Source organism: Paenibacillus sp. J5, from assembly GCF_054955055.1.
In genome coordinates, this window is sequence record NZ_JBUEDD010000010.1 from 201,874 (window position 1) to 228,002 (window position 26,129).

23 protein-coding genes are annotated in these 26,129 nt (G+C 55.8%); 4 read left to right on the forward strand and 19 right to left on the reverse strand.

Annotation, left to right across the window (positions count from 1 at the left end):
• Positions 1-77: 77 nt before the first annotated feature.
• Complete coding sequence (dapF, locus tag ACY1JZ_RS19090; protein WP_270172020.1) at positions 78-908, reverse strand: diaminopimelate epimerase; 831 nt, start codon at positions 906-908, stop codon at positions 78-80.
• A gap of 340 nt (positions 909-1,248) precedes the next feature.
• Positions 1,249-4,029 (reverse strand): calcium-translocating P-type ATPase, SERCA-type, encoded by a 2,781-nt coding sequence (locus tag ACY1JZ_RS19095; RefSeq protein WP_462630503.1) that lies wholly within the window; start codon positions 4,027-4,029, stop codon positions 1,249-1,251.
• A 314-nt stretch (positions 4,030-4,343) separates the two neighbouring features.
• On the opposite strand from ACY1JZ_RS19095, the gene ACY1JZ_RS19100 reads away from it, so the two are divergent.
• Entirely contained in the window at positions 4,344-6,179 is a 1,836-nt protein-coding gene (locus ACY1JZ_RS19100; RefSeq protein ID WP_462630545.1) for an Rqc2 family fibronectin-binding protein, read from the forward strand.
• Between the two features lie 91 nt (positions 6,180-6,270).
• On the opposite strand, the gene ACY1JZ_RS19105 is transcribed toward ACY1JZ_RS19100, so the two are convergent.
• The 13 genes from ACY1JZ_RS19105 to ACY1JZ_RS19165 all read right to left on the reverse strand — a co-directional run bounded on the left by ACY1JZ_RS19105 (position 6,271) and on the right by ACY1JZ_RS19165 (position 20,510).
• Positions 6,271-7,644, reverse strand: a complete 1,374-nt coding sequence (locus ACY1JZ_RS19105) for a glycoside-pentoside-hexuronide (GPH):cation symporter (protein WP_270172024.1) — start codon at positions 7,642-7,644, stop codon at positions 6,271-6,273.
• A gap of 85 nt (positions 7,645-7,729) precedes the next feature.
• Positions 7,730-8,830 carry a Gfo/Idh/MocA family protein gene (locus tag ACY1JZ_RS19110; protein ID WP_462630505.1) on the reverse strand — a complete coding sequence of 367 codons (1,101 nt, stop codon included), beginning with the start codon at positions 8,828-8,830 and terminating at the stop codon, positions 7,730-7,732.
• A 28-nt stretch (positions 8,831-8,858) separates the two neighbouring features.
• Positions 8,859-9,716 carry a sugar phosphate isomerase/epimerase family protein gene (locus ACY1JZ_RS19115; RefSeq protein ID WP_462630506.1) on the reverse strand — a complete coding sequence of 286 codons (858 nt, stop codon included), beginning with the start codon at positions 9,714-9,716 and terminating at the stop codon, positions 8,859-8,861.
• 262 nt (positions 9,717-9,978) lie between these two features.
• On the reverse strand, positions 9,979-11,022 hold the full coding sequence (locus ACY1JZ_RS19120; protein WP_462630507.1) for a LacI family DNA-binding transcriptional regulator: 1,044 nt from the start codon (positions 11,020-11,022) through the stop codon (positions 9,979-9,981).
• A gap of 59 nt (positions 11,023-11,081) precedes the next feature.
• The gene (locus ACY1JZ_RS19125; protein ID WP_462630508.1) at positions 11,082-12,020 is read right to left on the reverse strand and encodes a PHP domain-containing protein; all 939 of its coding nucleotides are present in this window, start codon (positions 12,018-12,020) and stop codon (positions 11,082-11,084) included.
• The gene (locus ACY1JZ_RS19130; protein WP_462630510.1) at positions 12,011-12,922 is read right to left on the reverse strand and encodes a selenium metabolism-associated LysR family transcriptional regulator; all 912 of its coding nucleotides are present in this window, start codon (positions 12,920-12,922) and stop codon (positions 12,011-12,013) included. Before ACY1JZ_RS19130 ends, ACY1JZ_RS19125 begins: the two co-directional genes overlap by 10 nt.
• A gap of 264 nt (positions 12,923-13,186) precedes the next feature.
• The gene (locus tag ACY1JZ_RS19135) at positions 13,187-13,624 is read right to left on the reverse strand and encodes a hypothetical protein (protein ID WP_270172036.1); all 438 of its coding nucleotides are present in this window, start codon (positions 13,622-13,624) and stop codon (positions 13,187-13,189) included.
• A 270-nt stretch (positions 13,625-13,894) separates the two neighbouring features.
• A complete protein-coding gene (locus ACY1JZ_RS19140; RefSeq protein WP_462630511.1) occupies positions 13,895-14,158 on the reverse strand; it encodes a YlbG family protein in 264 nt (87 codons plus the stop codon).
• 108 nt (positions 14,159-14,266) lie between these two features.
• The gene (locus ACY1JZ_RS19145) at positions 14,267-14,761 is read right to left on the reverse strand and encodes a YlbF/YmcA family competence regulator (RefSeq protein WP_462630512.1); all 495 of its coding nucleotides are present in this window, start codon (positions 14,759-14,761) and stop codon (positions 14,267-14,269) included.
• Between the two features lie 79 nt (positions 14,762-14,840).
• Positions 14,841-16,844, reverse strand: coding sequence for a helicase-associated domain-containing protein (locus tag ACY1JZ_RS19150; RefSeq protein ID WP_462630513.1), 2,004 nt, complete (start codon positions 16,842-16,844; stop codon positions 14,841-14,843).
• A complete protein-coding gene (locus ACY1JZ_RS19155) occupies positions 16,841-18,511 on the reverse strand; it encodes a DNA repair helicase XPB (protein ID WP_462630515.1) in 1,671 nt (556 codons plus the stop codon). The genes ACY1JZ_RS19150 and ACY1JZ_RS19155 overlap by 4 nt, the downstream gene beginning before the upstream one ends.
• Before the next feature lie 236 nt (positions 18,512-18,747).
• Entirely contained in the window at positions 18,748-19,182 is a 435-nt protein-coding gene (locus tag ACY1JZ_RS19160) for a CBS domain-containing protein (RefSeq protein WP_462630516.1), read from the reverse strand.
• Between the two features lie 137 nt (positions 19,183-19,319).
• The gene (locus ACY1JZ_RS19165) at positions 19,320-20,510 is read right to left on the reverse strand and encodes an amidohydrolase (protein ID WP_462630517.1); all 1,191 of its coding nucleotides are present in this window, start codon (positions 20,508-20,510) and stop codon (positions 19,320-19,322) included.
• 244 nt (positions 20,511-20,754) lie between these two features.
• Between ACY1JZ_RS19165 and ACY1JZ_RS19170 the strand changes: the two genes are divergently transcribed.
• Both ACY1JZ_RS19170 and ftsW read left to right on the forward strand, forming a co-directional pair.
• Complete coding sequence (locus tag ACY1JZ_RS19170; RefSeq protein ID WP_270172051.1) at positions 20,755-21,099, forward strand: YugN family protein; 345 nt, start codon at positions 20,755-20,757, stop codon at positions 21,097-21,099.
• A gap of 16 nt (positions 21,100-21,115) precedes the next feature.
• A complete protein-coding gene (ftsW, locus tag ACY1JZ_RS19175; RefSeq protein WP_462630518.1) occupies positions 21,116-22,282 on the forward strand; it encodes a putative lipid II flippase FtsW in 1,167 nt (388 codons plus the stop codon).
• Positions 22,283-22,392: 110 nt separating this feature from the next.
• Here ftsW and ACY1JZ_RS19180 read toward each other — a convergent pair whose 3' ends face one another.
• Positions 22,393-22,779 carry an Asp23/Gls24 family envelope stress response protein gene (locus tag ACY1JZ_RS19180; protein ID WP_270172055.1) on the reverse strand — a complete coding sequence of 129 codons (387 nt, stop codon included), beginning with the start codon at positions 22,777-22,779 and terminating at the stop codon, positions 22,393-22,395.
• Between the two features lie 143 nt (positions 22,780-22,922).
• Between ACY1JZ_RS19180 and cax the strand changes: the two genes are divergently transcribed.
• Positions 22,923-23,981, forward strand: coding sequence for a calcium/proton exchanger (cax, locus tag ACY1JZ_RS19185; protein ID WP_462630519.1), 1,059 nt, complete (start codon positions 22,923-22,925; stop codon positions 23,979-23,981).
• Between the two features lie 152 nt (positions 23,982-24,133).
• Here cax and ACY1JZ_RS19190 read toward each other — a convergent pair whose 3' ends face one another.
• The 3 genes from ACY1JZ_RS19190 to ACY1JZ_RS19200 all read right to left on the reverse strand — a co-directional run bounded on the left by ACY1JZ_RS19190 (position 24,134) and on the right by ACY1JZ_RS19200 (position 26,022).
• Positions 24,134-24,427, reverse strand: a complete 294-nt coding sequence (locus tag ACY1JZ_RS19190) for an Fpa/YlaN family protein (RefSeq protein WP_270172059.1) — start codon at positions 24,425-24,427, stop codon at positions 24,134-24,136.
• A 139-nt stretch (positions 24,428-24,566) separates the two neighbouring features.
• The gene (locus ACY1JZ_RS19195) at positions 24,567-24,809 is read right to left on the reverse strand and encodes an HPr family phosphocarrier protein (RefSeq protein ID WP_270172060.1); all 243 of its coding nucleotides are present in this window, start codon (positions 24,807-24,809) and stop codon (positions 24,567-24,569) included.
• 97 nt (positions 24,810-24,906) lie between these two features.
• Positions 24,907-26,022: an aminopeptidase gene (locus tag ACY1JZ_RS19200; RefSeq protein ID WP_270172061.1), complete on the reverse strand. Its 1,116-nt coding sequence runs from the start codon at positions 26,020-26,022 to the stop codon at positions 24,907-24,909.
• Positions 26,023-26,129 lie beyond the last annotated feature (107 nt).

A 26,129-nucleotide genomic window follows, 5' to 3' on the forward strand; every position in this document is an offset into this window, starting at 1 on the left:
TGAAGCTATTATACTCTATTTAAGACGAAATGTGTCATTTTCATTGTCAGAGATTTCGAGAATCAGCCTACACTGACCTACAGGCTGCCCTTGAAGACGACGGCCGCCGGTCCGCTCATGTACACATGGTTGTCCGCTTCGCTCCATTCAATCAGCAGATCGCCGCCCTTGAGCGATACGGTTGCCTTGCGATCCGTCAAGCCGTTCAGCACAGAGGATACGACTGTCGCACAAGCTCCGGTACCGCATGCCAGCGTCGGCCCTGCGCCGCGCTCCCATACGCGCATGTCCGTATGTGAGCGGGAATGAACGGTGACGAATTCCACGTTGATCTTGCGCGGGAACATCGGATGCGTCTCCAGCTTCGGCCCCCAGACCGCCAGGTCGAAGTTGGCAGCGTCCTCCACATAGATGACACAGTGCGGATTACCCATCGAGACTGCCGTAAACGCGAATTCACGTCCATCCACCTCGATCGGATGACTCACGACCGGGTTCGCGTCCACTGTCGTCGGCACCTTAAGTCCCTCCAGCACCGGCTCGCCCATGTCGACCCGCACGAGCGTCACCTCGCCGTTATCCACGGTCAGTTGCACCTGCTGCACCCCTGCGCCCAGCGTCTCAATCGTAATCTGCTGCTTGTCCGTCAGACCGTTGTCGTACACATACTTGGACACGCAGCGAATCGCGTTGCCGCACTGCTCCGCCTCCGAGCCGTCCGAATTGATGATCCGCATCCGAAAGTCCGCTCTCTCCGATGGCAAGATGTAGACCAGCCCATCCGCCCCTATACCGAAATACCGATTGCACAGCGATACCGCCAGCTCGCTTGCATCTTTTGGCAGCTCCTGCTCGCCTGCAATAACGACAAAGTCGTTGCCCAGTCCATGCATTTTAGTAAATTCCATCTGCACCGCTCCTTGTCTTATCATGCCTCAACAACCGCTGCCCTCCCGGGGGCCGGGCGACAGCCGGGTTCCGCGAATCTATTGTCTTTATGACTACCTCTGTCCTGGACTTGCCAGGTCTGCAGACGGCGCAGCTTCGTTTCACGTCATCATGAGGCAAAATGTATTGTGTGCTTATAGTCTAACGGAAAACAGGCGCGCAGCGTTATTCACATTTTGTAGCATTATTTGCACTAATTCGCATGTGTATGCATTCGCCCCCGAACGGACAAGCTCCACCACCAGCTAACGGCCGCCCCGGATTCTCGATCCGAAGCGGCCGTAAGCAGCTATTGCCAGACTATCGTGCCGCGGGGTGGGTGCCGCCGCGGAAGTCAAGCCGCTTCTTCGGCTTGCCGCGCCCTATGCCCAGCACGCTGCCGATGCCCATGACGAATGTCGGGATGCCAGCGGCGACAAACACGAGACACCAGGCTCTGAAATCGAGCGGCACCGTCTTGAAGATCGGCTGCAGCGCTTCGATATAGACGACGCCTAGCATCAGCACCAGCGACGATAGCACCGCCAGCACAAGATAACGATTCTGCAGCGGATTGCGGTGAAAGATGGAGCGCGAGCTGCGACAGTCGAAGACATGAATGAGCTGCGCAAGCACCAAGGTGGCAAATGCGACGGTCTGCGCCTCGATCAGCTCGGCCCCGGATTGCAGCGTAATCCAGAAGGCTGCCAGCGTACAGACACCGATCAGAATGCCGCGGCTAATGATCTTCCATCCGAGCCGTCTGGCAAATATATTCTCCTTCGCCGGACGCGGCTTCTGCTGCATCAGATCCTTCTCCGACTGATCGACGCCCAGCGCCATGGCTGGCAGGCCATCGGTCACCAGATTCACCCATAGAATCTGAATCGGCACCAGCGGCAGCGGCAGTCCAGCCATCATCGCCAGGAACATCGTCAGAATCTCGCCGACATTAGAGGCGAGCAAATACCGGATGAACTTGCGAATATTCTCGTAGATGCCGCGCCCCTCCTCGATCGCAGCGACGATCGTGGCGAAGTTGTCGTCGCTGAGCACCAGCGCCGACGCCTCCTTGGAGACATCCGTCCCAGTGATGCCCATCGAGATGCCGATGTCGGCCGCCTTGATCGCGGGCGCATCATTGACGCCATCGCCAGTCATGGCGACGACATGGCCTTTGCGTTGCAATGCCTTCACAATACGCAGCTTATGCTCCGGCGACACGCGGGCGTAGACATACGTATTGTCGACACAGGCATCCAGCTCCTCATCCGACATCGCTGACAACTGACGCCCCGTCCTCGTCTGTCCGCCGCGCGGCATAATACCCAGTTGCCCGGCGATGGCCTCGGCGGTCAATCGGTGATCGCCCGTAATCATCACCGTCTTGATCCCTGCTCTCCGGCAGGTCGCGATGGCATCCCGCACCTCGCGCCGCGGCGGATCGATCATGCCCGTCAGCCCGACGAAGATCAGTTGGCTCTCGGTCTCCTGCTCGGTCTCGCACGGGTCATGCGGCCGCAGATCACGGTAAGCTAGCCCCAGCACCCGCAGCGCGTCCCCTGCCATCTGCTCGGCTCCTGCAGCAACTCGCTGCCGCAGGCTGGCTGTGAGCGGCATCACCTTGCCATCCCATAATATATAGCTGCATTGCTCCAGCAGCAGATCGGGCGCTCCCTTGGTGCAGAGCAGGCGGCCGCCCTGATGGTGTACCAGCACCGACATTCGCTTGCGCTCCGAGTCGAACGGCAGCTCCTTCATCCGCTTGTAGATGCCCTCCAGCGATTTGCCCGATACGCCCAGCTTGGCCGCCAGCACCGCCAGCGCCCCTTCCGTCGGATCGCCCTGCAGCGTCCACTCCTCGGCTAGCTCCTCCTTGCTCCGGCGTCCCTTCCGCTCGGAGTCTGCCTGTGATCGCACCAGCGAGGCATTATTGCACAGTGCAGCGACCTGCAATAGACGGCGCAGATGCTGATCATTCTTCAGATCGGCAGGCGAGCCGTTCTCCGTCACCTCACCCACCGGCTCATAGCCCTCGCCGCTCACCTCCAGCCAGCGTCCGCCCATCCAGATGCGCGTCACCGTCATCTTGTTCTGCGTCAGCGTCCCGGTCTTATCGGAGCAGATGACCGAGGCACAGCCGAGCGTCTCTACAGACGGCAGCTTGCGCACGATGGCCTTGCGCTTGATCATCCGCTGGACGCCGAGCGCCAGTGCGATCGTGACAATCGCAGGCAGCCCCTCCGGGATAGCTGCGACCGCCAGGCTCACTCCAGCCAGGAACATGCCATATGCCGGCTGGCCATGCAGGATGCCTGCCACGACGACCAGCAGGGTTAACGCGACGGCGACACCGATCAATATTTTGCCGAGCTGCTCCAGCCGATGCTGCAGCGGGGTCTCCATCGCATCGGTCTGGGAGATCAGATCGGCGATTTTCCCCATCTCTGTATTCATGCCGGTGCGCACGACAATGGCTTTGCCTGTTCCGCGCGTAATCATCGTGCCCATGAAGCCCAGGTTGCGCTGGTCGCCAAGCGGCAGCTCCGCATCCCCTATGCTAGCGGAGGACTTGCCGACCGGCACCGACTCACCGGTTAGAGCGGATTCCTCCGCGTACAGACTGCTCGTCTCCAGAAAACGCACATCTGCCGGCAGTCGATCCCCTGATTCCAGCAGCACGAGATCCCCCGGCACCAGCTCCACCGCAGGCACCTGCCGGGTCTGTCCATCCCGCACCACCTTTGCTGTCGGCGCAGACAGCTCCTTGAGCGCGCGCAGCGAGCGCTCCGCCCGGAACTCCTGAATGAAGCCGAGCACGCCATTAATGAGAATAATGGCCACAATCGTTAACGCATCCAGATACTCCCCCAGCAAACCGGATAGGAGCGTGGCTCCGACCAGCACAAGCACCATAAAATCCTTGAATTGGTTCAGCAGCAGAACGATCGGCGATATCCGTTTGCCCTCGGACAGCTCATTGCGGCCAAATCGGGTCAGCCGCTCTGCCGCCTCGCTCTCGCCGAGCCCCTGCGCCGGTGCGCAGTCCAGCGCCTTGGACAGCTCGCTCTCATCCATCTGGTACCACTGTTTCTGTTCCATTCCCTGTCTCCCTCCGCTTCACGCCGCCTTTTCACTGGCCTCAAGGCCTGCAGGCATCGCCGTACAAGCCGGCCCTTGCCTACAATGTATTCGGACAACCCGCAAAATATCCCAGCTTGGGGGTTAAGTTTTTGTCCCAACTATGGCATGATAGACAATAGAGCGCCCGGTCATGTCAGCATAAGCATCGGCTCGAATTAAGACATGTCTGAAAACGCTGAACGGATCAGATCGGTAAGAGATGCCCTTGAACGGGTTTTCAGATACGACCTCATATTATTGCTTGGATTGAATAAAAAGGAGAAATGACAATCATGGCCCTTGACGGCATCGTAACAAGCGCTATAGCCAGTGAGCTGAAGTCGCTCATCGGCGCGCGTATTCATAAAATTCATCAGCCCAACCCGCGGGATCTGGTGCTGCAAATTCGCGGCAACGGCACCCAGGTCAAGCTGCTGTTATCGGCCAACCCGACCTATCCGCGCGTTCATCTGACCCAGCAGAGCTTCGTCAACCCGCTGGAGGCTCCCATGTTCTGCATGCTGATGCGCAAATATTGCGAAGGCGGCGTCATTGAACAGTTGGAGCAGACCGGACGCGAGCGGGTGCTGCACCTGTCTGTACGGCGGCGCGACGAGCTCGGCGACGTCTCTCTCAAAACGATCGTCATCGAGCTGATGGGCCGGCACAGCAATATTATATTGCTCGACCCGCATACCGGGACGATTCATGACGGCATCCATCATGTCACCCCGACCATCTCTAGCTATCGGGTCATCATGCCCGGCAGCACCTACCTGGCTCCACCGGATCAGCATAAGGCTGACCCGGTGACGATCGGCAGCCAGGCCGCATTCCAGGCTGCGCTTGATGCGGCAGCGCAGGAGGAGCAGCGTACAGCAGACAAGCTGCTCGTCGCCGCCTTCAGCGGCATCAGCCCGCTGCTGGCGCGCGAGATCGCTTACCGCGCCGCGGCGAAGGGCGGCTCGCTGGCGGGTCAGCCAGATGATGTCCGGCCTGGCAGCGAGCCGACAGCCATCGACCTGCCTGAAGCGGCGCCAGCCACTGCACAAGCAGGCCATGACGCACTCTGGCACAGCTTCGACGAGATCATGCAGCAGGTGCGCAGCGACAGCTACACTCCGGTCATCGCGGTTAACGAGGACGGCAAAGCTTATTTCTCCGTCACGGAGCTCACCCATCTGCAGGAAGCCCAGCAGGAGCCTTATGCGTCGGTCAGTGCGTGTCTTGAGGCCTATTATGGCGATAAGGCCGAGCGGGATACAGTGAAGCAGCGCGCGGGCGACCTCGTTCGCTTCGTGCATAATGAGAAGAACAAGAACATCAAGAAGATCGACAAGCTCCGCCAGACACTGGAGGAGGCCAAGGAGGCCGACAAGTACAGAGTGATGGGCGAGCTGCTGACCGCTTATATGCATCAGATCGAGCGCGGCCAGAGCAGCATTGAGGTCATTAATTACTATGAGGAAGAGCAGCCGCTGGTTTCCATTGCGTTAGACCCGCAGCTAACCCCTTCGGAGAATGCGCAGCGCTATTTCAAGAGCTATACGAAAGCCAAAAACAGCATCCTTGCTGTCAATGAGCAGATCACTGCTGCTGAGGAGGACATTCGTTATTTCGATTCGTTGCTACAGCAGTTGGAGAGCGCGGCGCTGACCGATCTGGAGGAAATTCGCGAGGAGCTGGTGGAGCAGGGCTATCTGAAGGCCAGACACCGCAAAGGACCGAAGAAGAAAAAGCCAGCCCGACCTGCTCTGCTCCATTACACCTCGTCGGAGGGCGTCGCTATTCTAGTCGGCAAAAATAATACGCAAAACGAGTATTTGACCAACCGGCTTGCTGGCACTTCCGATACATGGCTGCATACGAAGGACATTCCCGGCTCCCATGTCGTCATTCGCGAGACCAGCTTCGGCAACGCGACCCTGGAGGAAGCGGCCATGCTGGCCGCCTATTACAGCCAGGCGAAATCCTCAAGCATGGTGCCGGTCGACTACACGATGATCCGCCATGTCCGCAAGCCGAACGGCTCGAAGCCGGGCTATGTCATCTATGACAATCAGAAGACGGTGTTCGTCACACCGGATGAGCAGCGCATCAAGGCGTTGCCTTGTCAGGTGAAGTCGTAGCCAGCACATAATCAACAGGAGTGCGCCCGCTATGCCGTCCTTGACGGGAAAGCGGGCGCACTCCTGTTGTTGTCTGTCGCATATAGAAGCCTCAGCCTGGTGTATGACCAGCGTGCTCGACTTCGGCCTGCTCTCGTCTTGCCTCCAGTTCGCGATGCATCTGCTTCTCGATTGGATCGATATTATAGAACAGATACAAGAGCACACATATCGTAAAGCAGATAAACGGTGTCCATATAAAGTTGAACTGAATGGCTCCGAGGCCCGAAGCCGCTTGCTCCGCACCCGGAACATAATGACCCCTCGCCAAAATCCAGGCAGCCAGCGCACCCCCGATCCCCATTCCAAACTTGACGCCAAAGGAGCTGGAGGCCGTCAGCAAGCCTTGGGCTCTCACTCCTGATTTCCATTCTCCGTAATCGACCGTATCCGCCAGCATCGCATACATCAGACCCACCGGCAGGCCGATGCCGATATTGCCGATGATGACGGCTCCGACCAGCAGCGCAACCGAGCCCCACTCTGCTCCAGCATAAGCCAGCAGCAGACTGCCTGCTCCGATGGACATACCGATCAGCGAAGTGGCGCGCTTGCCGATTCGTCCGGCAATCATCGGCATCAGGGCAATCCCGAGCAGCATGAGCACATTCAAACCATTGATGAGCGGAACAAGATCCTCGCGCCCCAGATTATACTTTAGAAAGAACACCGTCGACTGGCTCTTGCTCGTAAATGCCACCCAGAACGATACATTAATGAGCAGCAGCAGGAACCAGGGTCGATTGCCCTTGAGCGCCCGGACGCTCTCCTTGAAGGTCACCGTCTTCTTTCCGCCAGTATAGGTTACCCGCTCGCGAGTATTGGCAAAGGTCGTCAGGAAGAATACGACAGCAATCGATGCGAATAGCACCATGGTCCAGAAAAACCCCTGCTGCTGATCGCCCTTGCCGAACACGGCCACCAGCGGCAGCGCGGCAACGCTTACAATTAATCCGCCCAGTTGACCTAGAATCATGCGAACCGAGTTCACAACCGTTCGTTCCTGCGAGTTGCGGGTCATGCTAGTCAGCAGCGAGGTCAATGGCAAATTGATTGCGGCATACAAAATACCAAGCGCAATGTAAGTCACATAGGCATAAGCCAGCTTGCCTGTATCGCTGAAATCGGGCGTCAAGAAGGTCAGCACCGCTACGATGGCAAAGGGAGCGGCCAGCCACAGAAAATAGGGTCGTGACTTGCCCCATCTCGTATTCGTCCGGTCAATCAGCATCCCAATAATTGGACTATCAAAAGCATCGATGATCCGCGCGACAAGAAATAATGTTCCGACTGCCGCGACCTGCAAACCGTATACATCCGTATAAAAGTACATCAAATACATTGTAATCATTTGAAAGACAATATTCGAGGCCGTATCGCCCAAGCCGTAGCTGATGCGTTCCTTCCAAGATACCTGATTGCCCATGGCCGATTCGCTCCCCTGCATAATGTGTTTGATGTGACCCCGCCCGTGCAGAACGTGGGAGGGCAGGGTCTCATAGGAATCAGAACTACACGAAGCGAATTTCCTTGCCTGTACGGGAGGATTCGTATATGGCCTCCAGAATTCGGGTAACTACCAACGCTTCCTCTGGCTTCACCAGTGGCTCCTTGTCCTCCATAATCGCCTCTAGCCACTGTCTGGCTTCCCGATCCGCTTCATTCTCCACCTTGGAGCCATAGTACGGAATCGATGCATTCATCTCCGGGCGAACCTCAACCAGCTTCCCGTAGATTTCGGTATTCAACAGCAGCTCCGGCCCACCGCCGCTTGCACTGCGGCGCATCTCCGCGCCGCCCTTCGTTCCGCTAAGCGTCGTCATCGCCTCACGCACATCCAGTGTATTGAGCGCCCAAGAGGCTTCAAGATAGATGACCGCTCCGTTCTCCATCTTAATATAACCAACAGCAGAATCTTCAACCTCGTATTCATCGGGATTCCATGGTCCGAATAGATTCGCCCGATTCTGATCCTTCAGCTTCTGGAATACGGTGCCGGAGACGGATTGCACCCGGTAATCGTTCATATACCATAAGGCGAGATCAAGCGCATGGGTGCCAATATCGATCAGCGGCCCTCCGCCCTGCTTCTCCTTATCCATGAACACGCCCCATGTCGGAACCGCGCGGCGGCGGACAGCATGTGCCTTGGCCATATAGATGTCTCCCAGATACCCGTCCTCACACGCTTCCTTCAGCATCAGCGCATCTTCCCTGAACCGGTTCTGATAGGCGATGGTCAGCTTCTTCCCGTGCTTATTGGCGGCATCAATCATGGATTGCGCTTCCAGCGAATGAATCGCCATCGGCTTCTCGCACATCACATGCTTGCCGGACTCCAGCGCAGCAATGGTAATCTCGGCATGGGAGCTGTTCGGAGTCAAGACGTGTACGACATCAAGAGCTTGATCCCGGAGCAATTCCATGTAATCGGTATATATTTTGGCATCTGCCGTGCCATACTGCCTGGCTGCAATAGCCGCCCGCTCTTCTACGATGTCGCAAAATGCCGTCAGCTCCGCCAGCTCGGTGAGCTTGGACAAGGCTGGTAAATGCTTGGCGTGAGCGATTCCGCCACAGCCGATAATGCCAATCTTCAAGGGTTGTCTCATACGTTTACGACCTCCATCGCTTCAAATATTAATTAGGCTGAATAAGTTGAGAGATATAATCGTAGCTGATCTGCACGCTGTCCAACTGATTGCGGTTCGTCCAGTCCTGCTCGATGAACAGATAGCGAGCCTCCGGCTTCTTCGAGAACGCTTCCACGATCGCCGGAATATTCATCACGCCTTGTCCGGCTTCGGTGAAGTATTCCACCCGATGCAGCTTGATCATCAGCTCCATGTCGATGCGGGCATCGTTGCCGATCAGCTCGAACAAATTGACGGGCTGGGCGCTTGCCGGCAGATCCTTCTGATGCAGCAGGTCACAGCGATCGCCAAGCTTCTCCAGATAAGCGATCGGATCGATTCCGCCCCTCATGGCCCAATACGTGTCAAACTCGAACTTCACCAGCTCCGGCTCGGTATGCTCGACAATAAGATCCATGGCATATTGTCCGTCAAAGAGCTGGAACTCCTCAAAATGATTGTGGTAGTACAACTGAAGCCCATGCTGCTTGAAGTATTGACCCGCTTTATTAAGCTGTGTACACATGCCGAGCACCTCTTGCTTGCTTGCATAGAAAGCGATTGCAATGGCGACAGAATCAAAGCCCACCTCTTTGGCATAAGCCACAATCTTCTCCGCGTTCTCCTCCGTCAAAAACCCAAGATCAATGTGAGCGGATACACCCTTCAGCCCATACTTGTCGAAAGCCTGCTTCAATTCAACAGGATTCAGACCGCCGACTGTGCCCCCGATGTTGTTGGCATCATGGAAGAAGAGCTCCACATTTTTGAAACCGATTGCAGATACCTTTGCCAATGTTCCTTCAAAATCCTTAGTCAGTTCGTCTCTGACCGAGTAAAGCTGTAAGCCAAATTGCAAGCTCATGAGAATGTCCTCCCCAAGATTCATAGTTTTACAAAATGTAATGGATTACATTTAAAATCGCAGAATGTTTTAATTTTCCTTAAATATAACCTCAGCCTCACAATGTAACGGATTACATTTTGTGTTTTGAGTATACCGAATCCACGACGATTCGTCAATGCTTTCTTGCAAGTGGTCATCCGGTGCACATCCTGCGCTGTCATGAGCCTCATTGGGAATTGGCATTCCAGGAAAGGCTCCCCTCTCCCGAATGCCTTATTCTCTAGCCTTGTGCTGAGCCCGTCGGATGATCCGCTTTGACCAAGCCGCCCCTGGTTGATTCCCGTTCCAATAGCTCATGCGCCAGCATTACATTCTCATAGCGCTTTTCCGTATTCGTCATATTATGAATCAATTGGTCCATGGCGCTATAGCCCAGATCATACTTGGGCTGATGCACGGTAGTCAGGGCAGGCAATGCCATTGTAGCCTCTCTTGTATTATCGAATCCGATGACCGACAGCTCCTCTGGAATGCTTCTGCCAAGCTGGCGTACCGCATTGACACAGCCAACGGCCAGAAGGTCGCTCAGACAAAAAATTGCGGTAGGGGGCTCCGGCAGCTTAAGCAGTGCCTGCGCCAGCCTTGCCCCATCCTCATGATGTCCCTCACCAAACAGAATACGCTCGTCGTCATACGGAAGCTGATATTGCTCCAGCGCTCTTCTATAGCCGCTTAATCTAAGCTGGGTGGAGTGCAGCTCGGGCAACCCCCCGATCAAGCCAATACTCCGATGCCCTTCATTGATCAGATAACAGGTCGCTTCGTAAGCAGCCTTCTCATCATCGATGGATACGTTGCAGGTATGAGAGGCCTCCTTCACCTCACAGCACTGCACAATATTGTAGCGCTGACCAAGTGCGCTCAGCTCCTCCCCAGAGAGCGAAGAACTGAACACAATTACCCCGTCCACCAGCCTGTTCTTCACCATCCGAAACAGCTCTTGCTCACGCTCCATTGCATTCGACGTCGGGCATACAAGCACATAATATCCGGCCTCCTGCCCTCTGGCTTCAATCCCTCTGACGATGTCAGCAAAAATGGAACGATCCAGATTTGGTGTCAGAACGAGCACCTTCATCGTCTCTGATCTGCGCAGATCGCGTCCGAGTAAATTAGGCTCATATTCAAATTTATCGATGACACTGAGCACCTTTTCCCTTGTTTTGCTCTTGACGAGCGGACTGCCGTTCATCACTCTGGATACCGTTGCTACAGATACCCCCGCCAATTTCGCTACTTCCTGTATCGTCATCGTCTTCTGCATCTCTCTATATCCCCCCCAAATCGAAGGCATCTGCCGCTGCTTCAGGAACCTCGCTCCGCTTACATCTGCCGCAGCCGACGGATCAACTGGACATCTACAGTCTTGCTGCCCAGCTCCCCGTGAAATACAACACCCTCACGCTCTCCATGGTAATCCGAACCAGCCGTCTCGATCAACCCGTACCGTCTGGCCAGGGCACAATAACGCACCTCGTCCTCCGGTGAATGCTCCGAGTGAGCCACCTCGATGCCCTTCGCCCCATAACGGATAATCTCCTCCACCAGCGCATCATCCCCATATAGCCCCGGATGGGCAATGACACTGATGCCTCCTGCCTCGCGAATCCAATCGACTGCTTCAAATGGCGTTACGCGCGGCAGGCTCACATAGCCTGGCTTGCCTGAGGCGAGCCATTGCTCGAACGCCTCGTACATGCTGGGAACAACGCCCTTCTCCACCAGCACTGCCGCGATATGCGGCCTGCCGACACTGCGCCCCTTCCCTTTTCCATTCCCCGACTCGCCGTTGCTGTCTCCACTACTGCTCTGCTCAGCCGCCGCACGCCTAGCCGCTTCATGAACCTCCTCCAGCGTAATCGCGATGCCGTGTTGCTGCAGCTTGGCAATAATCTGCTCATTGCGCCGCGCGCGACCCATGCGCAGTTGCTCCAGCCGCTCCTGCCATTCCCGATTATGTAGATCGGCGTAATAGCCGAGAATATGAATATCCTTGCCATTCATGGAAGAGCTGATCTCGACGCCGGGAATGACCGTCACACCCAGCTCCTGCCCTGCGCTCAGCGCCTCCTCTACCCCGGCCATCGTATCATGATCGGTTACAGCCAGTGCAGCCAGCCCCTTCTTGGCAGCCTTGCGCACGACCTCGTAAGGCTTATTCGTTCCATCCGAAGCCGTCGTATGAACATGCAGATCGGCCCGACTTCCAAGGTTCTCCATGGATTCGCCATTTCTTCCGGTCAACGATTTATCTATAGCCATTGTTGCAGATCCCTCTCTCTCAGAAAAGTAAGGAAAGTAACCGCCGAGATGGGCAATAGCGCCGATTTGAGATAGATGGAATAAAATTGGCGCTTGAATCGCACATCCTCCAGCTCGACCACATGGATCAAACCTAGAGCCACCTCATGCTTGACCGAGGAGGCCGATACAAAGGAGACGCCGAGCCCCGCCTCGACGGCCGATTTGACAGCGCCGGTGCTTCCGAGCTCCATTACGATCTTGAGTGCTGCCGGATCAATATTTTTGCTGCGCAGCTCCTCCTCCATCACCAGCCTCGTACCCGAGCCCTGCTCCCGCAGTACGAACGGATACGCTATGACGTCTTCGAGCTTGACCTTGTCCTTGCTTGCAAGCGGATGCCCTGCGGACACGATCAGATGAAGCTCATCGCTCATCACTGCCTCCATATGCATATCCGGGTGATTGACAGGAGCCTCAATCAAGCCGAAATTAAGCTGGTGATTCAATATTTCCTCCATGATCTGCGCCGTGTTCATCACCTTCATGCTGATGTTAATATGCGCATATTCCTGACCGAACGGTCCCAGCAGCCGCGGCAATATATATTCGCCGATCGTCAGGCTGGCGCCAAGCTGCAGGCGACCCTTGAGCTGGCGAGTGAACTTGGACATTGCCGCGTCGGTCTCCCGGATCAGCTCGATGCTCCGGCCTGCATACGGCATGAGCGCCCGGCCTGCCTCGGTCAGCTCGATCCGCTTGGTCGAGCGCTGGAGCAGCTTCGTTCCGAAATAGTCCTCCAGCGACTGGATTTGCATCGTTACGGCAGGCTGTGTCATATGCAGTGATTGCGCTGCTGCCGAGAAGCTGCCTTTCTCTGCAACCGTGTAAAAGATGTGCAGTTGATGAAAATTAAGTGCCATTACGATCCCCCTACGTAGAGCCAACAGCTCAAGCCATCCGTGTAGATTGCTGATGAGCGACTACGGCTGCTTGTCCGACGCTGTAGCCGCCCGCCTGCGGCTCCACTCATTCCAAGATTTGAAAAGCACGTACCCCACTAGGTACGTGCTGCTGTGAAAATAAGTATATATGCTGAACTGAATGCTAAACTGATGCTGCTGCCATGAAGCACAGCTAGAACGCTCCACGCCCTCCGTACATCACGCCTCCGACAAGAAACAGCGCTATTTTCTCTTGCGGCTATTCTTAATCAGCGTCATCCGTCTGGAATGGCGAAGCCAGGAGTAATACGACTTCAAATCCCGCAGCTCGATCGTTTCTGACATTCTGCCGAGAAAGGTTACCACAATCATCTTGTGCAGCGGATTGCCGATGAGATCGGTCTCACCCTCGAGAGTAGCAAATTCTGCAACAAACACCAGATCCTCATCAATCAGATAGACATCCTCTTCATTCCGGTAATACGGCTGTACCCGGCCTTGCTTTAAGCTCTGCCATATAAAATCAGCAATGTCTTCAAAGCCTGTTTTCTCACTTTCAACACGGTCTGCCCACCGGATCTTCGCATGGTTCGTGATGACGACATCCGCAACTTTTTTGTCACCAAGAACGATATGAAATGACTCATAAGTATTCCATCTTTCGGTTGTTTTGTCTTTCATCTCGAATCCACTCCTCCCTGGAAAGCAGCCCCGTTCTGTTCATGCCTGCGTTAGATAAGCTCTCAGTAAACCGACGCTCCTCCGGCCTCTTACATACACGTATAGATACTCTATATTCTACCATGTCGAAGCCAGATTTAAAACGAAAAAATCACGAATTTTCCAAATGCAAACGGTTTCCCTGTAGATTGAAGAAGAAGGAAAATAGAAGTAAAAATCACTTTTATCATAAAATTGAAAAATATTTACTTTTTAGGTTCAAAATTCATACTAAAGACTGTAAAACCGGGTCTTATCTTGAATCTCAGAGCTGTACTCTGTTTTAATCTCATTCCGGTAGGAACGCTCGATCCGCTTCACAAAAGGCAGCCGTTGCATATTGCGCACCGTGTCCTCCGCGCGGTCAGCATTCATATACATTACAACATAATGCATCTTTCTTGACATATAGTAAACGTTCCCGTACTTCTCCAAGGAACGCGCCGCCTTTAGGTCACTGACCCAAATAATATAACCTGTCCGCTCTGAAAACACAGCTTCCCTCCGTTCGTCGACTGGATTGACCGTCTGCCAGCTTGCATTCGAACCGGCAGACGGACTTCATACCCTAAGCGCCTTGCAGCATGTGCAGGCGACCCTCGATCAGCCACAGCCGCCGCTTCCGCAACTGCATGAGCCACCGCTTCCACAGCCGCCGGACACGCCTTCGTTGCCAGGAACCTTCACGGTCTCCGACACCGCCGCGGCAATCGTACTGGACACCTCGTACAGCAGTTTGTCTACCGCCGCCTCCGCTTCCTTGAAGCGGCTGACGCATTCATAATGGTCAAGACGGCTCTGCAGCTCCTTCACCTTGCCTTTGGCCGCATGATAGTCAGGATGATAGCGCCCAAAGCGCTGGCACTCCTCGAACAGATCCTTCGCTTTCAGAAAGTCCCGCTGCAGCTCCTGCACCTCAGCATGTTCCGCTACGGCGGCTTTCCAATATAGATAATCGGCAACAGCGGCCGAGTCCACAATCATATCTCCCAACTGGTACGCATTCAAGAGCAACCCTGCCATATCCAACGAAGCAACATGTTCACCAGAGCCGGATACGGCGCCGGACATAACGGCCGTCTTATCGGCAGTCGGCATCTATCCACCTCTTCTCCATGTATGATAAAGTCAATCCTCTCTTATCATACCATGAACGATATAAAATGTAGAGCGGAATTCATTGCTGCGGCGGCACAAGCCGCATCTCCTCCCACATCCCTGGACATAGCGTGACACGCTCCGGCACACTCGCTCCTTCCTGCCTCAGCCACCCCTCTATGCGCCAGCTATCGGCTCCCTCCCCATCTTGCATATGCGACGGAATAAGCGTCACAAGCGAGCTCTCCGTGCGAAGCTCCACCGTCGTCTGCCATTGCAATGCCTGCTCCAGCAGCTCCCTCTGGGTCGAAGCATGATAGCGGCGAAGCTCGCTCGTCCATGGCTTGGGCAGCTTGCCCAGCGCCTGCGCAAGCGGCAGGGGAGGCGCAAGCGGCGCTGGCTCAACAGGTGAGCAGTGCTTGAGGGAATGCGGATCATAGAACAGCTCGGCTGCCGCTTCCGACCCCGCCCCTCTCCCGCTTCTCCCGCCGCCGCCTTGCGTCTTCGCTCCCTCTGCTGGCAGCGGCGCTGAGAGTACAGGACCCGCGGGGAAGCCGAGCTGCTCCAGCATGTCCCTCAGCTCTGTGAGACGCTCCAGCTCAACCACGAAGGTCTGCTCGCCCAGCGGCTCCCCGAGCAGCCCCTTCAGCCGGCGCTCACTGGCAAGCTGCCTGGCCGTCTGGCGGTCCGCACAGCGCAGCAGCACCTGCTGCTCCAGTCTCACCTGCCCGGCGCGCCTTGCCCAATCTCCCACCAGGGCGGCCACATTGCCGGGCACCGCTCCCTGCGACGCCGCATGCAGCCATTGCAGCAGTGCCGCCTCGTCCCAGCCGCACCGAACCGCCTGCGTAATGCTTGCCTGCGTGAGCTTATATACGGTGACGGCAGCATCCGTCTTCACGCCAGCCAGCTCCTCCAACTGCCAGCGCAGCGTATACGGCAGATCGATGGGCGCGATCACCTCGCAGTCTGGCTGCACATATAGCGCCTGCTGCGGGAGTTGCCCGTCCACCTGCCGTTCTCGGGGCAGGCGCATGCGAAATACCGGCCCGGTGCCAGGCAGCTCGGCGCGCTCCAGCCACCCGCAGGCGCCATACAGCGCACAGCAGCTATCGAGCGCCGCCTCTGCACTGGCGCTTAGCTCTGCGACTGGCGCATCGCCGCCGCTTACGGCAGGCGCGAGCAGCCAAGCAGCCACGTCGGCCAGCGCATACCAGCGCCCGGGCTCGAGCCGGAGCAGCGCTGCCGCGCAGCGAGCAAGCGCCGGTTCGCCGAGCATGTAGCGGCTTGCCACATGGGACGCGAGCTGATGCTCCCGCGCGGCTCCACCGAGCGCCAGCCACGCCTCGCCTGCCTCGCTGTTCCAGCAATAGCCGTTGCCTTCTGGCTTCAATAGCCCCAGCGACAGCGCCACATCCAGCACAAATGCCGCTGCTTTGGGATAGTCATCGCGGTAGGCAAAGGCCGCGCCCCAGCTCTGCAGCTCCTCCTCCTGCATCGACAGTCGCGCCATCAGTCTGCGAATCGACTTGAGCGGCAGCAGACCGCGCGACGTCAGCTCCAGACAAGATGGCACCAGTGCGCGCAGCCCCTTGAGCAACTGCAGGCTGAGCGGCTGGCTATCCGCGCCGCGGCGGGCGGTCACGAGGCGGCTCTGCTCGCGCGAGAGCGGCTGCAGCCGCAGCGGCAAGACGATATGCTGCCAGCTCCCGAAGACGTCGGCAGGCAGGAACAGCATTTCGTCGCCCCAGGTTTTGCGGGCAGCCAGCAATATCGCCAAGCGGCGAAGCTCCGCTAGCCCAAGCAGCACCTCGGCCCCCGCCCAGCGGCCCTCGATCGCGGCAGCGCGCAGCAACTGATCCTCGCCGAGCGGGAGGGGGCCGAAGTGCCGCAGCACAAGCTCCAGCGCACCGCGGGCATAGCGCGAGAGCTGCTCATATGCTGCCAGCAGCGACTCTTCATCCTGCTGCGCTCCCAGCCAGTCCAGGCCACGCGATGCCGCCTTGGCCCACGGAGGGGCGGCCGACACGATGTCGTTCAGCGCAGCCTGATTATGCCATCGCATGATCTCTTGCGCCCTCATCGAATCGCCGCCTTTTCATGATCCCCGCCGTTCCAGATGGATAATTCGTAGGTGTAGCCTTGTTCAATCATGTACATTTGCCGCTTCAACGCAAACTCAACCTCCTTGGTGCCTTCGGTGACCAGACTGTAGAACCAGGCCTGATTATCCCCGGCCTTCGGGCGCAAAATACGGCCGATCCGCTGCGCCTCCTCCTGACGCGAGCCGAAGCTGCCCGACACCTGGATGGCAACGGCTGCATCCGGCAGGTTCACCGCAAAATTCGCCACCTTGGAAACGATCAGCACCGATATGACGCCCGTTCGGAAGGCTTCGAGCAACCGCTCCCGCTCTTCTTGGGCCGTGCCGCCTGTAAGCACAGGAGCGCTTAACTCCCGGCCCAGCCGCTCCAGTTGGCTCACATACTGGCCAATAATGAGAATCTGCTGTCCTTGGTGGTGCCGCAACAGCCAGCGAACGGCCTCCAGCTTGTACGGGTTCTCGCTCGCCAGACGCTGACGCGCCCGTGGAGCCGACTGGCTGTATTGGTTCAGAGCTGCTCCGAGCAGCGGCACGCGCAGCTCCATGCACGACAACCCGGCAATCCAGCCCTGTTGCTCCAGTGTCTTCCATGGCAGGTCATACTGCTTAGGGCCGATGAGCGAGAAGACATCCTCCTCCCTGCCATCCTCCCGGACGAGTGTAGCCGTCAACCCTAGCCTGCGCGTAGCCTGCAGCTCGGCGGTCATCCGAAATACCGGAGCAGGCAGCAGATGCACCTCGTCATAGATAATCAGTCCCCAGTTGCGCTCGCCAAACAGCTTCATATGTACATATTCGTCCCTCCCCGCCGCGCGGTGGGTCATAATCTGGTAGGTTGCGATCGTTACGGGACGCACCTCGCGTACTTTGCCGGCATATTCGCCAATCTCCTCCTCCTTTAGCGTCGTCTTGTCCAGCAGCTCCCGCTTCCACTGCTTCACAGACAGAGCATTAGAGGTAAGAATAAGCGTCGCGCATTTCAGTCGCGCCAGACAAGCCAGCCCAACTACTGTCTTGCCTGCCCCGCATGGCAGCACCAGCACACCACTGCCGCCGCCAGCCTCCTCCTCCCGGTAGAACCGATCTACACAGATGCGCTGGTAATCCCTCAGCTCAACATCGCTGATGTCTACCTTCAGTTGCTCGCCCGCATGGTAGCCTGCATAGTCGAGCACCGGATAACCGATGCGAATCAGCTCCTGCTTGAGCAGGCCGCGATGAGCAGGGTTCACCTCCCATGCCCCCTCGGCTTGCTGCGCGATGAGACTGCCGCGCACAGCCGGGCGAGCTGCAAGCTCTGCCAGCAGCGCCCGATCGGTGGATTCCAGCAGCAGCCCTCCAGCCTGCCGCCGCAGTCGGAGCTTGCCATATCGACCCGCCCAATTGACCACGCCCTCCTCTACCTGGCTCGGCAGCTCATAACGGCTATGCGACTCCAGCGTCTCCAGCATCTCGTCCAGCGCCATTCCGGCTGCCGCCGCATTCCATACAGAGAGCGGCGTCATCCGATACGTATGAAGCTCTCCCGGACGCTTGATCAGATCAGCGAATCGTGCCAGTTGCTCCGCAGCCTCATCAGCACGTGGATGACGCCTGTCCAGCAGCACGGTAAAATCCGGCTGTACGATCATGGGGCCTGCTTGCATCAGTTTCCACCCATCCTTTCTCTCTCCTACTTATACAACTAGTTTGATTGATTTGCGCCCGCTTTATTCCATTTCCCCGTCATCCTTCCGCTTATCCGTGCTGGATAGCAGCTTCGCTGTGCTGCGCACAACGACAAATAGCCATTCACGGGTCAATGCCCGAGAATGGCTGCTTGTCCTGCGTATATCCATGTCCGTCGAGGCACAGCGTCCCACGCCCCTTGGAAGCAGGTGTATCAGTGGTACGACGAGGGCTGATCCTGCTCCGAGATGCGACTGAGCGCCTCCCCCGCCTCATCAGCGAAGATGTCGCGAACAGCCATGTCGCCGATAGCGACAATACCCAGCAGATCGCCGTTCTCTACGACCGGCAGACGCCGAATCTGATGGCGCGCCATAACCTCCGACGCCTCATCCACCGATGCCGTAGGGGCAATCGTCTGAACCTCGCTGGAGATGACCTTGGCCACCTCTGTCGATCCGGCATGCTTCTCTGCCAAGCCCCGAATGACCAGATCGCGGTCCGTGACGACACCCATCAGTTTTTTGCCTTCGACGATCGGCACAAAGCCGATGTCATTGTTTTTCATCATGACAGCAAGCTCATACAGATTATCCTGCGGCGTGGCAGTAATACAATCGGTTGTCATGATTTCCTTGACCGTCTTCATTCGCACAGCTCCTCTAACCTCACTCTATTAGGCATTACCGCCCAACGGTTAGAGTGACCTAATGAAGCCGGAATCATACTCTCTTTGCATGCAGCACTCTCCCTTGCCGCGCCCGACCTGCGTAGACCAGCATGAGATTATACATCCTTGCTATGAGTGTAATCCTCCGCCATACCGATAAGCAGATTAGCAGCGACCAGCATCGCATCCTCGTCAATATCGAACATCGGGTGATGATGCGGATAGAGCGCCCCCTTGTCCGGATTGCCCGCCCCTACGAACATGAAGCAGCCCCGGCGTTGCTGCAAATAATAGGAAAAATCCTCTCCAGCCATGATCAGCCCCGACTCCTGTACCTGCTCCAGTGGCAACAGGCCAGCTCCTACCTTGAAGAATCGCTCCACCTCGCGCTCGTCATTGACGACCGGCGGATAGCCCTCTCTGTAATCAAGTGTCCCTTCACCGCCGTGCATCGCGCACACACTTGCGATCAGTTCTTCCATCCGCTGGCGGATCAGCGTTCTTGTCTGCGGGGAGAAGGTGCGCACGGTACCGCGCAACTGCGCTTGCTCTGCAATCACATTGCCTGTGCTTCCAGCCTGGAACGAGCCAATTGACAGCACAGCCGGCTCCAGCGGATTGACGCTGCGGCTGATCACCGTTTGCAGCGCTCCGACCAGCGCGCTGCCGATCACGATCGCATCCACCGTCTCATGAGGCAGCCCACCATGTCCGCCGCGTCCTTTGATGTCGATCGTGAACTCGTCCGGCGCCGCCATGAGCGGCCCGGCCTTCGTTGCTATGATGCCTGCTGCCATCGGCGTCCATAGATGAACACCGTAGATCGCCTCCACGTCGTTCAGCACACCTTCAGCGATCATCGCTGACGCCCCGCCTGGACAAACCTCCTCTGCCGGCTGAAAGATCAGCTTGCGCGCCCCGGCCAGCGTGCTCCTGGTGCTCATGTAATATCTGGCAATGCCCAGCAAGGTGGCGGTATGCGCATCATGCCCGCAGGCATGCATGACACCGGGTACCGTCGAAGCATATTCCGTCTGCTTGCGATCCTGGATCGGCAGGGCATCAATATCCGCCCGCAGCGCCACAATCGGTCCAGGCAAGCTCCCGCGAATCAACGCAACTACACCATGTCCGCCGATGCCCTCTGTTACCTCCGCGCCCATCTCCTCCAACTGGCGGGCTATATAGCCTGAGGTATGCTTCTCCTCAAAAGAAACCTCTGGATGGCGGTGCAAATATCTGCGCCAATCAATCATGTCCGCATAGAGGCTTTGCATGTTTCTGACATCCTGTAGCTGTATGGTCATCACCGCAAGTCCTCCTTGAAAATATTGAATATCATGATGCCGCTTGGCTTCCCGTCCTAAAGAGGCGTGCAAGCGCCCATGTTCTTATTTTAGCAGAAGAGCAATCGGAAACAAATGGGGAGCCGCACCCACCCACAGGAAAAATGACTCCCCTTATTCGGACGCTGCAGGCTTGCACTGGCCGTGGAAACATACTATCATGATAAAAGAAAACGTTTTGCTACAATTGGAGGGGGATTTTACCTTGATTATTGAAAATACCGGTCTTAACGGCTTGACCAGCGAGCTGGCTCATCTCGATGAATCTGCTGAGAAGCTCGGCTTTGTGCGGTGGCAATGGGATTATTACCGTGCTACATACGATCTGAAGCTGGAGGACCGTGCCAACCAAAATGAATATTTCCTGCGCGTCAGCACCCGTGCTGTAGAAGGCAAGCTGGAGCAGCCTTACGCCGTCCTGAAGGTCGAAGCTGCCTATATCGGACGGGCTACGTTCCCGCATGGCCTGGATTATGAGTCTCCAGTGCCACAGCAAATTTTGAATACAGCAACACAACGCTTGCAGGAACTCAAGAAGCTTCTTGCATAACCTGGGGGTTAACCCGATGAAGAAAAAGCAGGAGCAGGCTCGGGGCAGGCCGGATTTTTTGCTGTTGATCTTGACGCTTTTACTGGTCGGCTTCGGCCTGGTCATGGTCTTCAGCGCCAGCTCCAATATTGCTGTTGTATCGGATAGGTTTGGACGCGACGCATTTTATTTTGTGAAAAGGCAGCTTCTCTTTGCTGGCGTAGGCACCATCGGGCTGTTCCTGTTGATGAACATTTCGTATGAACGCTACAAAAAGCTGTTTTTTCTCTATTTTATTTTCGTGATCATCCTGCTCATCCTCGTTCCGATTGTCGGGGTGGAGCGCAACGGGGCCAAGAGCTGGCTAGGCATCGGCACCTTCGGCATTCAGCCGACAGAATTCGCCAAGCTGGCCATCATCTTGTATCTGGGTCGACTCATTACGAAGAAGGGCGAGAAGTTTCGCGATTTCAAGCGCGGACTTCTCCCCGTCTATGTCATCGTCGGATTAGTCTGCTCCCTCATCATGCTCCAGCCCGACCTCGGCTCCTGCCTCATCCTGGCGATGTGCGCCGGTATTATGATTATCGCGGGCGGCTCCAACCTGAAGCAGGTCTTTTATTCGGGCATTATGATCAGCCTGGTGGTGGCGCTGGCCGTCAGCATCTCTATAACCGTCGCCCCTGAGAAATGGGGATATCGGATCGACCGCTTCACATCGTTTTTGCATCCGCTAGAAAATTATAAGACGAGCGGCTATCATTTGTCTCACTCCCTGTTCGCCCTAGGTCACGGCGGCTTTTCCGGTGCTGGCTTCGGGGCGGGGGTACAGAAGCTGCACTATTTGCCTTATCCTTATAATGACTTCATCTTTGCTGTCATCGCCGAGGAGCTCGGCTTTATCGGTAGTCTGCTGTTCCTGGCCTGCTATTTGCTGTTCATATGGAGAGGTCTCATTATTGCGCTGCGCTGCCCTGACCTCTATGGTACGGTGGTCGGTACGGGCGTCATTAGTTTGATCGCCATTCAGGCCATTATCAATATCGGCGGGGTAACCGGCATCATGCCGATTACGGGCGTACCGCTGCCGTTAATCAGCTATGGGGGCTCATCGCTGCTGGTCACATTGGCGAGCGTGGGCATATTGCTGAGCATATCACGCATATCCCACCCCAAGGAGACGACGAATCCTCGCACGCGGTAACCCCCGCAGAACGCTAGGTTCATCGAATTTACCTAACACCGCTTAACAGTGCGATGAGCACAAAGAAAGGGAGCAGTGCATGATCCGCACTTGCTCCCTCTTAATTTTGTTTATTTGACCCGATGAGGTAATTCCTCCGACTGCTGCTCCTCATCCTTGAAGATGACACCCTCTACCTTCACATTCACCTCGACGACATTCAAGCCTGTCATATTCTCAACGGCCTCGCGCACATTCCCTTGGAGAACACGACATACCTCCTGAATGGGGATGCCATACTGTACGATAATCCTCAGATCAATAGCAGCCTCCAACTGGCCGACCTCTACCGATACGCCCTTCTGAACGTTTCTGCCGCTCAGACGTTTGGCCAAGCCCTCCGAGATGCCGCCTGACATGGCTGCAACGCCTGGCGTTTCCAGTGCTGCAAGCCCAGCGATAGTAGAAACAACATCATCAGAAATTCTAATAACACCTGTATTAATATCTTCGGTCATTCGGCCTCACTCCTCATCTTCCATATATTTTTATTGTACTGGATGAACTGAGAGGAAGCAAATCAACCCTGCAAAAACAGATTCTTGTTAAAAATCAGCTCGACAGGTTATAATATCCTATACTCTAAGCCGAGGTGGACATCTTGAGAAAATATGGATTTTATATCGCCCTTGTGGCCAGCTTTCTGCTGAGCGGCATCGCTCACTATGCCAACTGGAGCATGCTGCTGCAGTTTGGATTCTCTGCGCTCGCCATTCTATTTGTAGCGGGCTTCCTGGGGAAAGCAACGGAGAGCGTTGCGCATTACGCTGGACAACGGCTCGGCGGCTTTCTGAATGCAACCTTCGGCAATGCCGCCGAGCTGATCATCGCCATCTTTCTCGTTAAGGAAGGTCTGTTCGATATGGTCAAGGCCAGTCTCACTGGCGCCATCATCGGCAATCTCCTGCTTGTGCTTGGCCTGAGCGTGCTGCTTGGCGGCCTGAAGTACAAGCAGCAGCATTTCAATGTGCACGTTGCCGGACACAACTCCACGCTCATGATCATGGCGGTGATTGGACTGTTCATCCCGGCGGTATTCGTCAAGGCTGAGCATTTCTCCATTGAGAAGGATCATCTGCTCAGCCTCTCCATCGCTGGCATTCTGATCGTCTCTTACATTCTCTGGCTGATCTTCTCGATGATTACGCACAAGGATCTGCTCGCCGATGAGGAGAACGCTTCAGACCATGGGGAGGAGCCCGCCTGGTCGAAGGGCGTATCGATCCTGTTCCTTGTCCTGGCTACGGTCATGGTAGCACTGGTCAGTGAATGGCTCGTAGGGACACTGGACTCGTTCTCGGAGCGCTTTGGACTATCGGAGCTGTTCATCGGCGCCTTCGTCATTGCCATCATCGGCAATGCTGCCGAGCATAGCGCGGCAGTCATGCTTGCCATGAAGAACAAGATTGGCGCTGCGGTGGAGATCGCAATCGGGAGCAGCCTGCAGATTGCCCTGTTTGTTGCGCCCGTGCTCATCCTGGTGAGCGCATTGTTTGGTCAGACGATGGACATCCTGTTCACTCCGATCGAGCTGACAGCGATTGCGGTATCTGTCTTCATCGCCAAGTCCATCTCCAAGGACGGCTCAACGAACTGGTATGAAGGGGTATTGCTGCTGATGGTCTATGTCATCCTCGGCATCGCGTTTTATCTCGTATAGCGTAAGCCAAGGCTATTCTGACCACACCTGCTTCAGGAGGCTCATTGAACCTTATTGCGGCTACTGAACAACCCACCCTCCAGGGTGAGGTTGTTCTTTTATATCGGCTCTCGCGCTCAAGATACAAAAAGAGTAGTCTCTGTGGAGAGAGACTACTCTTTTTCTTTAAGATCCAACGCTTCATACAACTGCGCTAAATTTCTTTCCAGCTTGCTTAAAATCTGCTTGCCTGCGTATTCATCGATCAAGCCGGCGCGCACCGCAAAATCAACCTCGCGAGAAAAGCCATACATCTGCGTATCCAGCACTTCCTCATAGAGCGGGCATTTGCGGGTAGCAAGATTCTCCATCTGAACCTCAATCAACAGTTCGATTTTGTTGGCATCCTCCTGGAGAAGCTGTAGCGCCCTTTGATGCATATGCACCATTACATCCGATGAAGACATGGTACTCCCCCCTGTGCGCATTCTCGCCGTCTTCTATCTTTTATATTAGACGATATTGACACAATACACAAGGACAAAACAAGAAAAGCCTCCAAACCGCATCATGCGGTCGGGGCCTCTCATTGCGTAAGCTCAAGTGCTATTCGTTGACAACTTTAATGTTCAGGCTATGCTTCGCAAAAACTTCAGCCATGGCAGCCTTGGCTTCTTCCGCATCCGCGCCGTGGACATGAAGCTCGTAGGAATGCCCGCTAACCAGCGTCGTGAACAGTCCTAGGATGCTTTTCACATCGATGTACTTATTCTCCGCCTGGAGAACGATGGAAGACCTAAAACGGTTAGCGGTTTGGGAAATGTCTACGATTGCTGCGTTATTGGACATAAAAATCCCCTCCAAAATTAATCTGTATGAATCTCTACTCATAATACCTTGATTTGACATTACGTTCAATGGCAATTTGACCAAAAATGATTGGAGCTTATGTCAAATGCTCTGGATTGAGCTGCTCTAGCTCAGGAATGACGAACCGCCCATCCTTGCGGATCAGCACATCGTCAAAGTACACCTCGCCGCCGCCGTACTCCGGTCGCTGGATGAGCACCAGATCCCAATGAATCGATGAACGATTACCGTTATCCGTCTGCTCATAGGCCTGACCCGGCGTGAAGTGCAGGCTTCCCGCGATCTTCTCATCGAAGAGCGTATCCTTCATCGGATGCAAAATATGCGGGTTAAAGCCAAGGCTGAATTCCCCGATGTAACGAGCACCCTCGTCAGTGTCCAGAATCTCGTTCAGCCGTTCGCTGTTGCTGCTCGTCGCCTGTACAATCCGCCCCTTCTCGAAGGTAAACGCAATATTCTCGAAGGTAATGCCTGAATATACCGTAGGCGTATTGTATGTAATCACGCCTTCGACTGAATCCCTGATTGGCGCACTAAAAACCTCGCCATCCGGGATATTGCGATGCCCGGAGCATAGCTTGGCGCCAATCCCGCGAATCGAGAACGACAGGTCTGTGCCTGGTGAGACGATCCGTACCTTGTCCGTTCGCTCCATTAGAGCCTTGAGCGGCTCCATGGCCTTCTCCATGCGAGCATAATCCAGGTTGCACACCTTAAAATAAAAATCCTCGAACGCCTCGGTGCTTTGGTTGGCTAGCTGTGCCATCGAGCTATTCGGGTAGCGCAGGATGACCCACTTCGTATGCTTCACCCGCTGCTCCAGATGAACGGGGTGACGATACAACTGCTCATACAGACGCAGCTTGTCCTTGGGCACATCGGAGAGCTCGCTGGCATTATCTCCAGCGCGGATCGCAATATAGCCCTGCATCTGCTTCATCCGGTTCAGATCAAGCTGAGTCCACAGCTCCAACTGCTCGCGGGTAGAATGTGTAAGGAGCGAGCGCATTACAGACAGATCCGTCGTCTCCACAAACGGCCGACCGCCGCGCCTAGCAACCTCCTCGATCAGACATTTCACCAGCTCGCTCTCTGAACCGAACATTTCGATGAGCACATTATCGCCGGGCTGAACATCGATAGAGTAGCCAACCAGATTCTCAGCCAGCTTTTGCAGTCTGGGATCTCTCATCTACACGCCTCTCTTTATTTTGGTATCGTTTTCTTTCTCATCATATCATGACAAGCTGCAAACAGCCAGCGCGACTTTGGCAACGATTCAGTCCCCAAGTCCGCTGG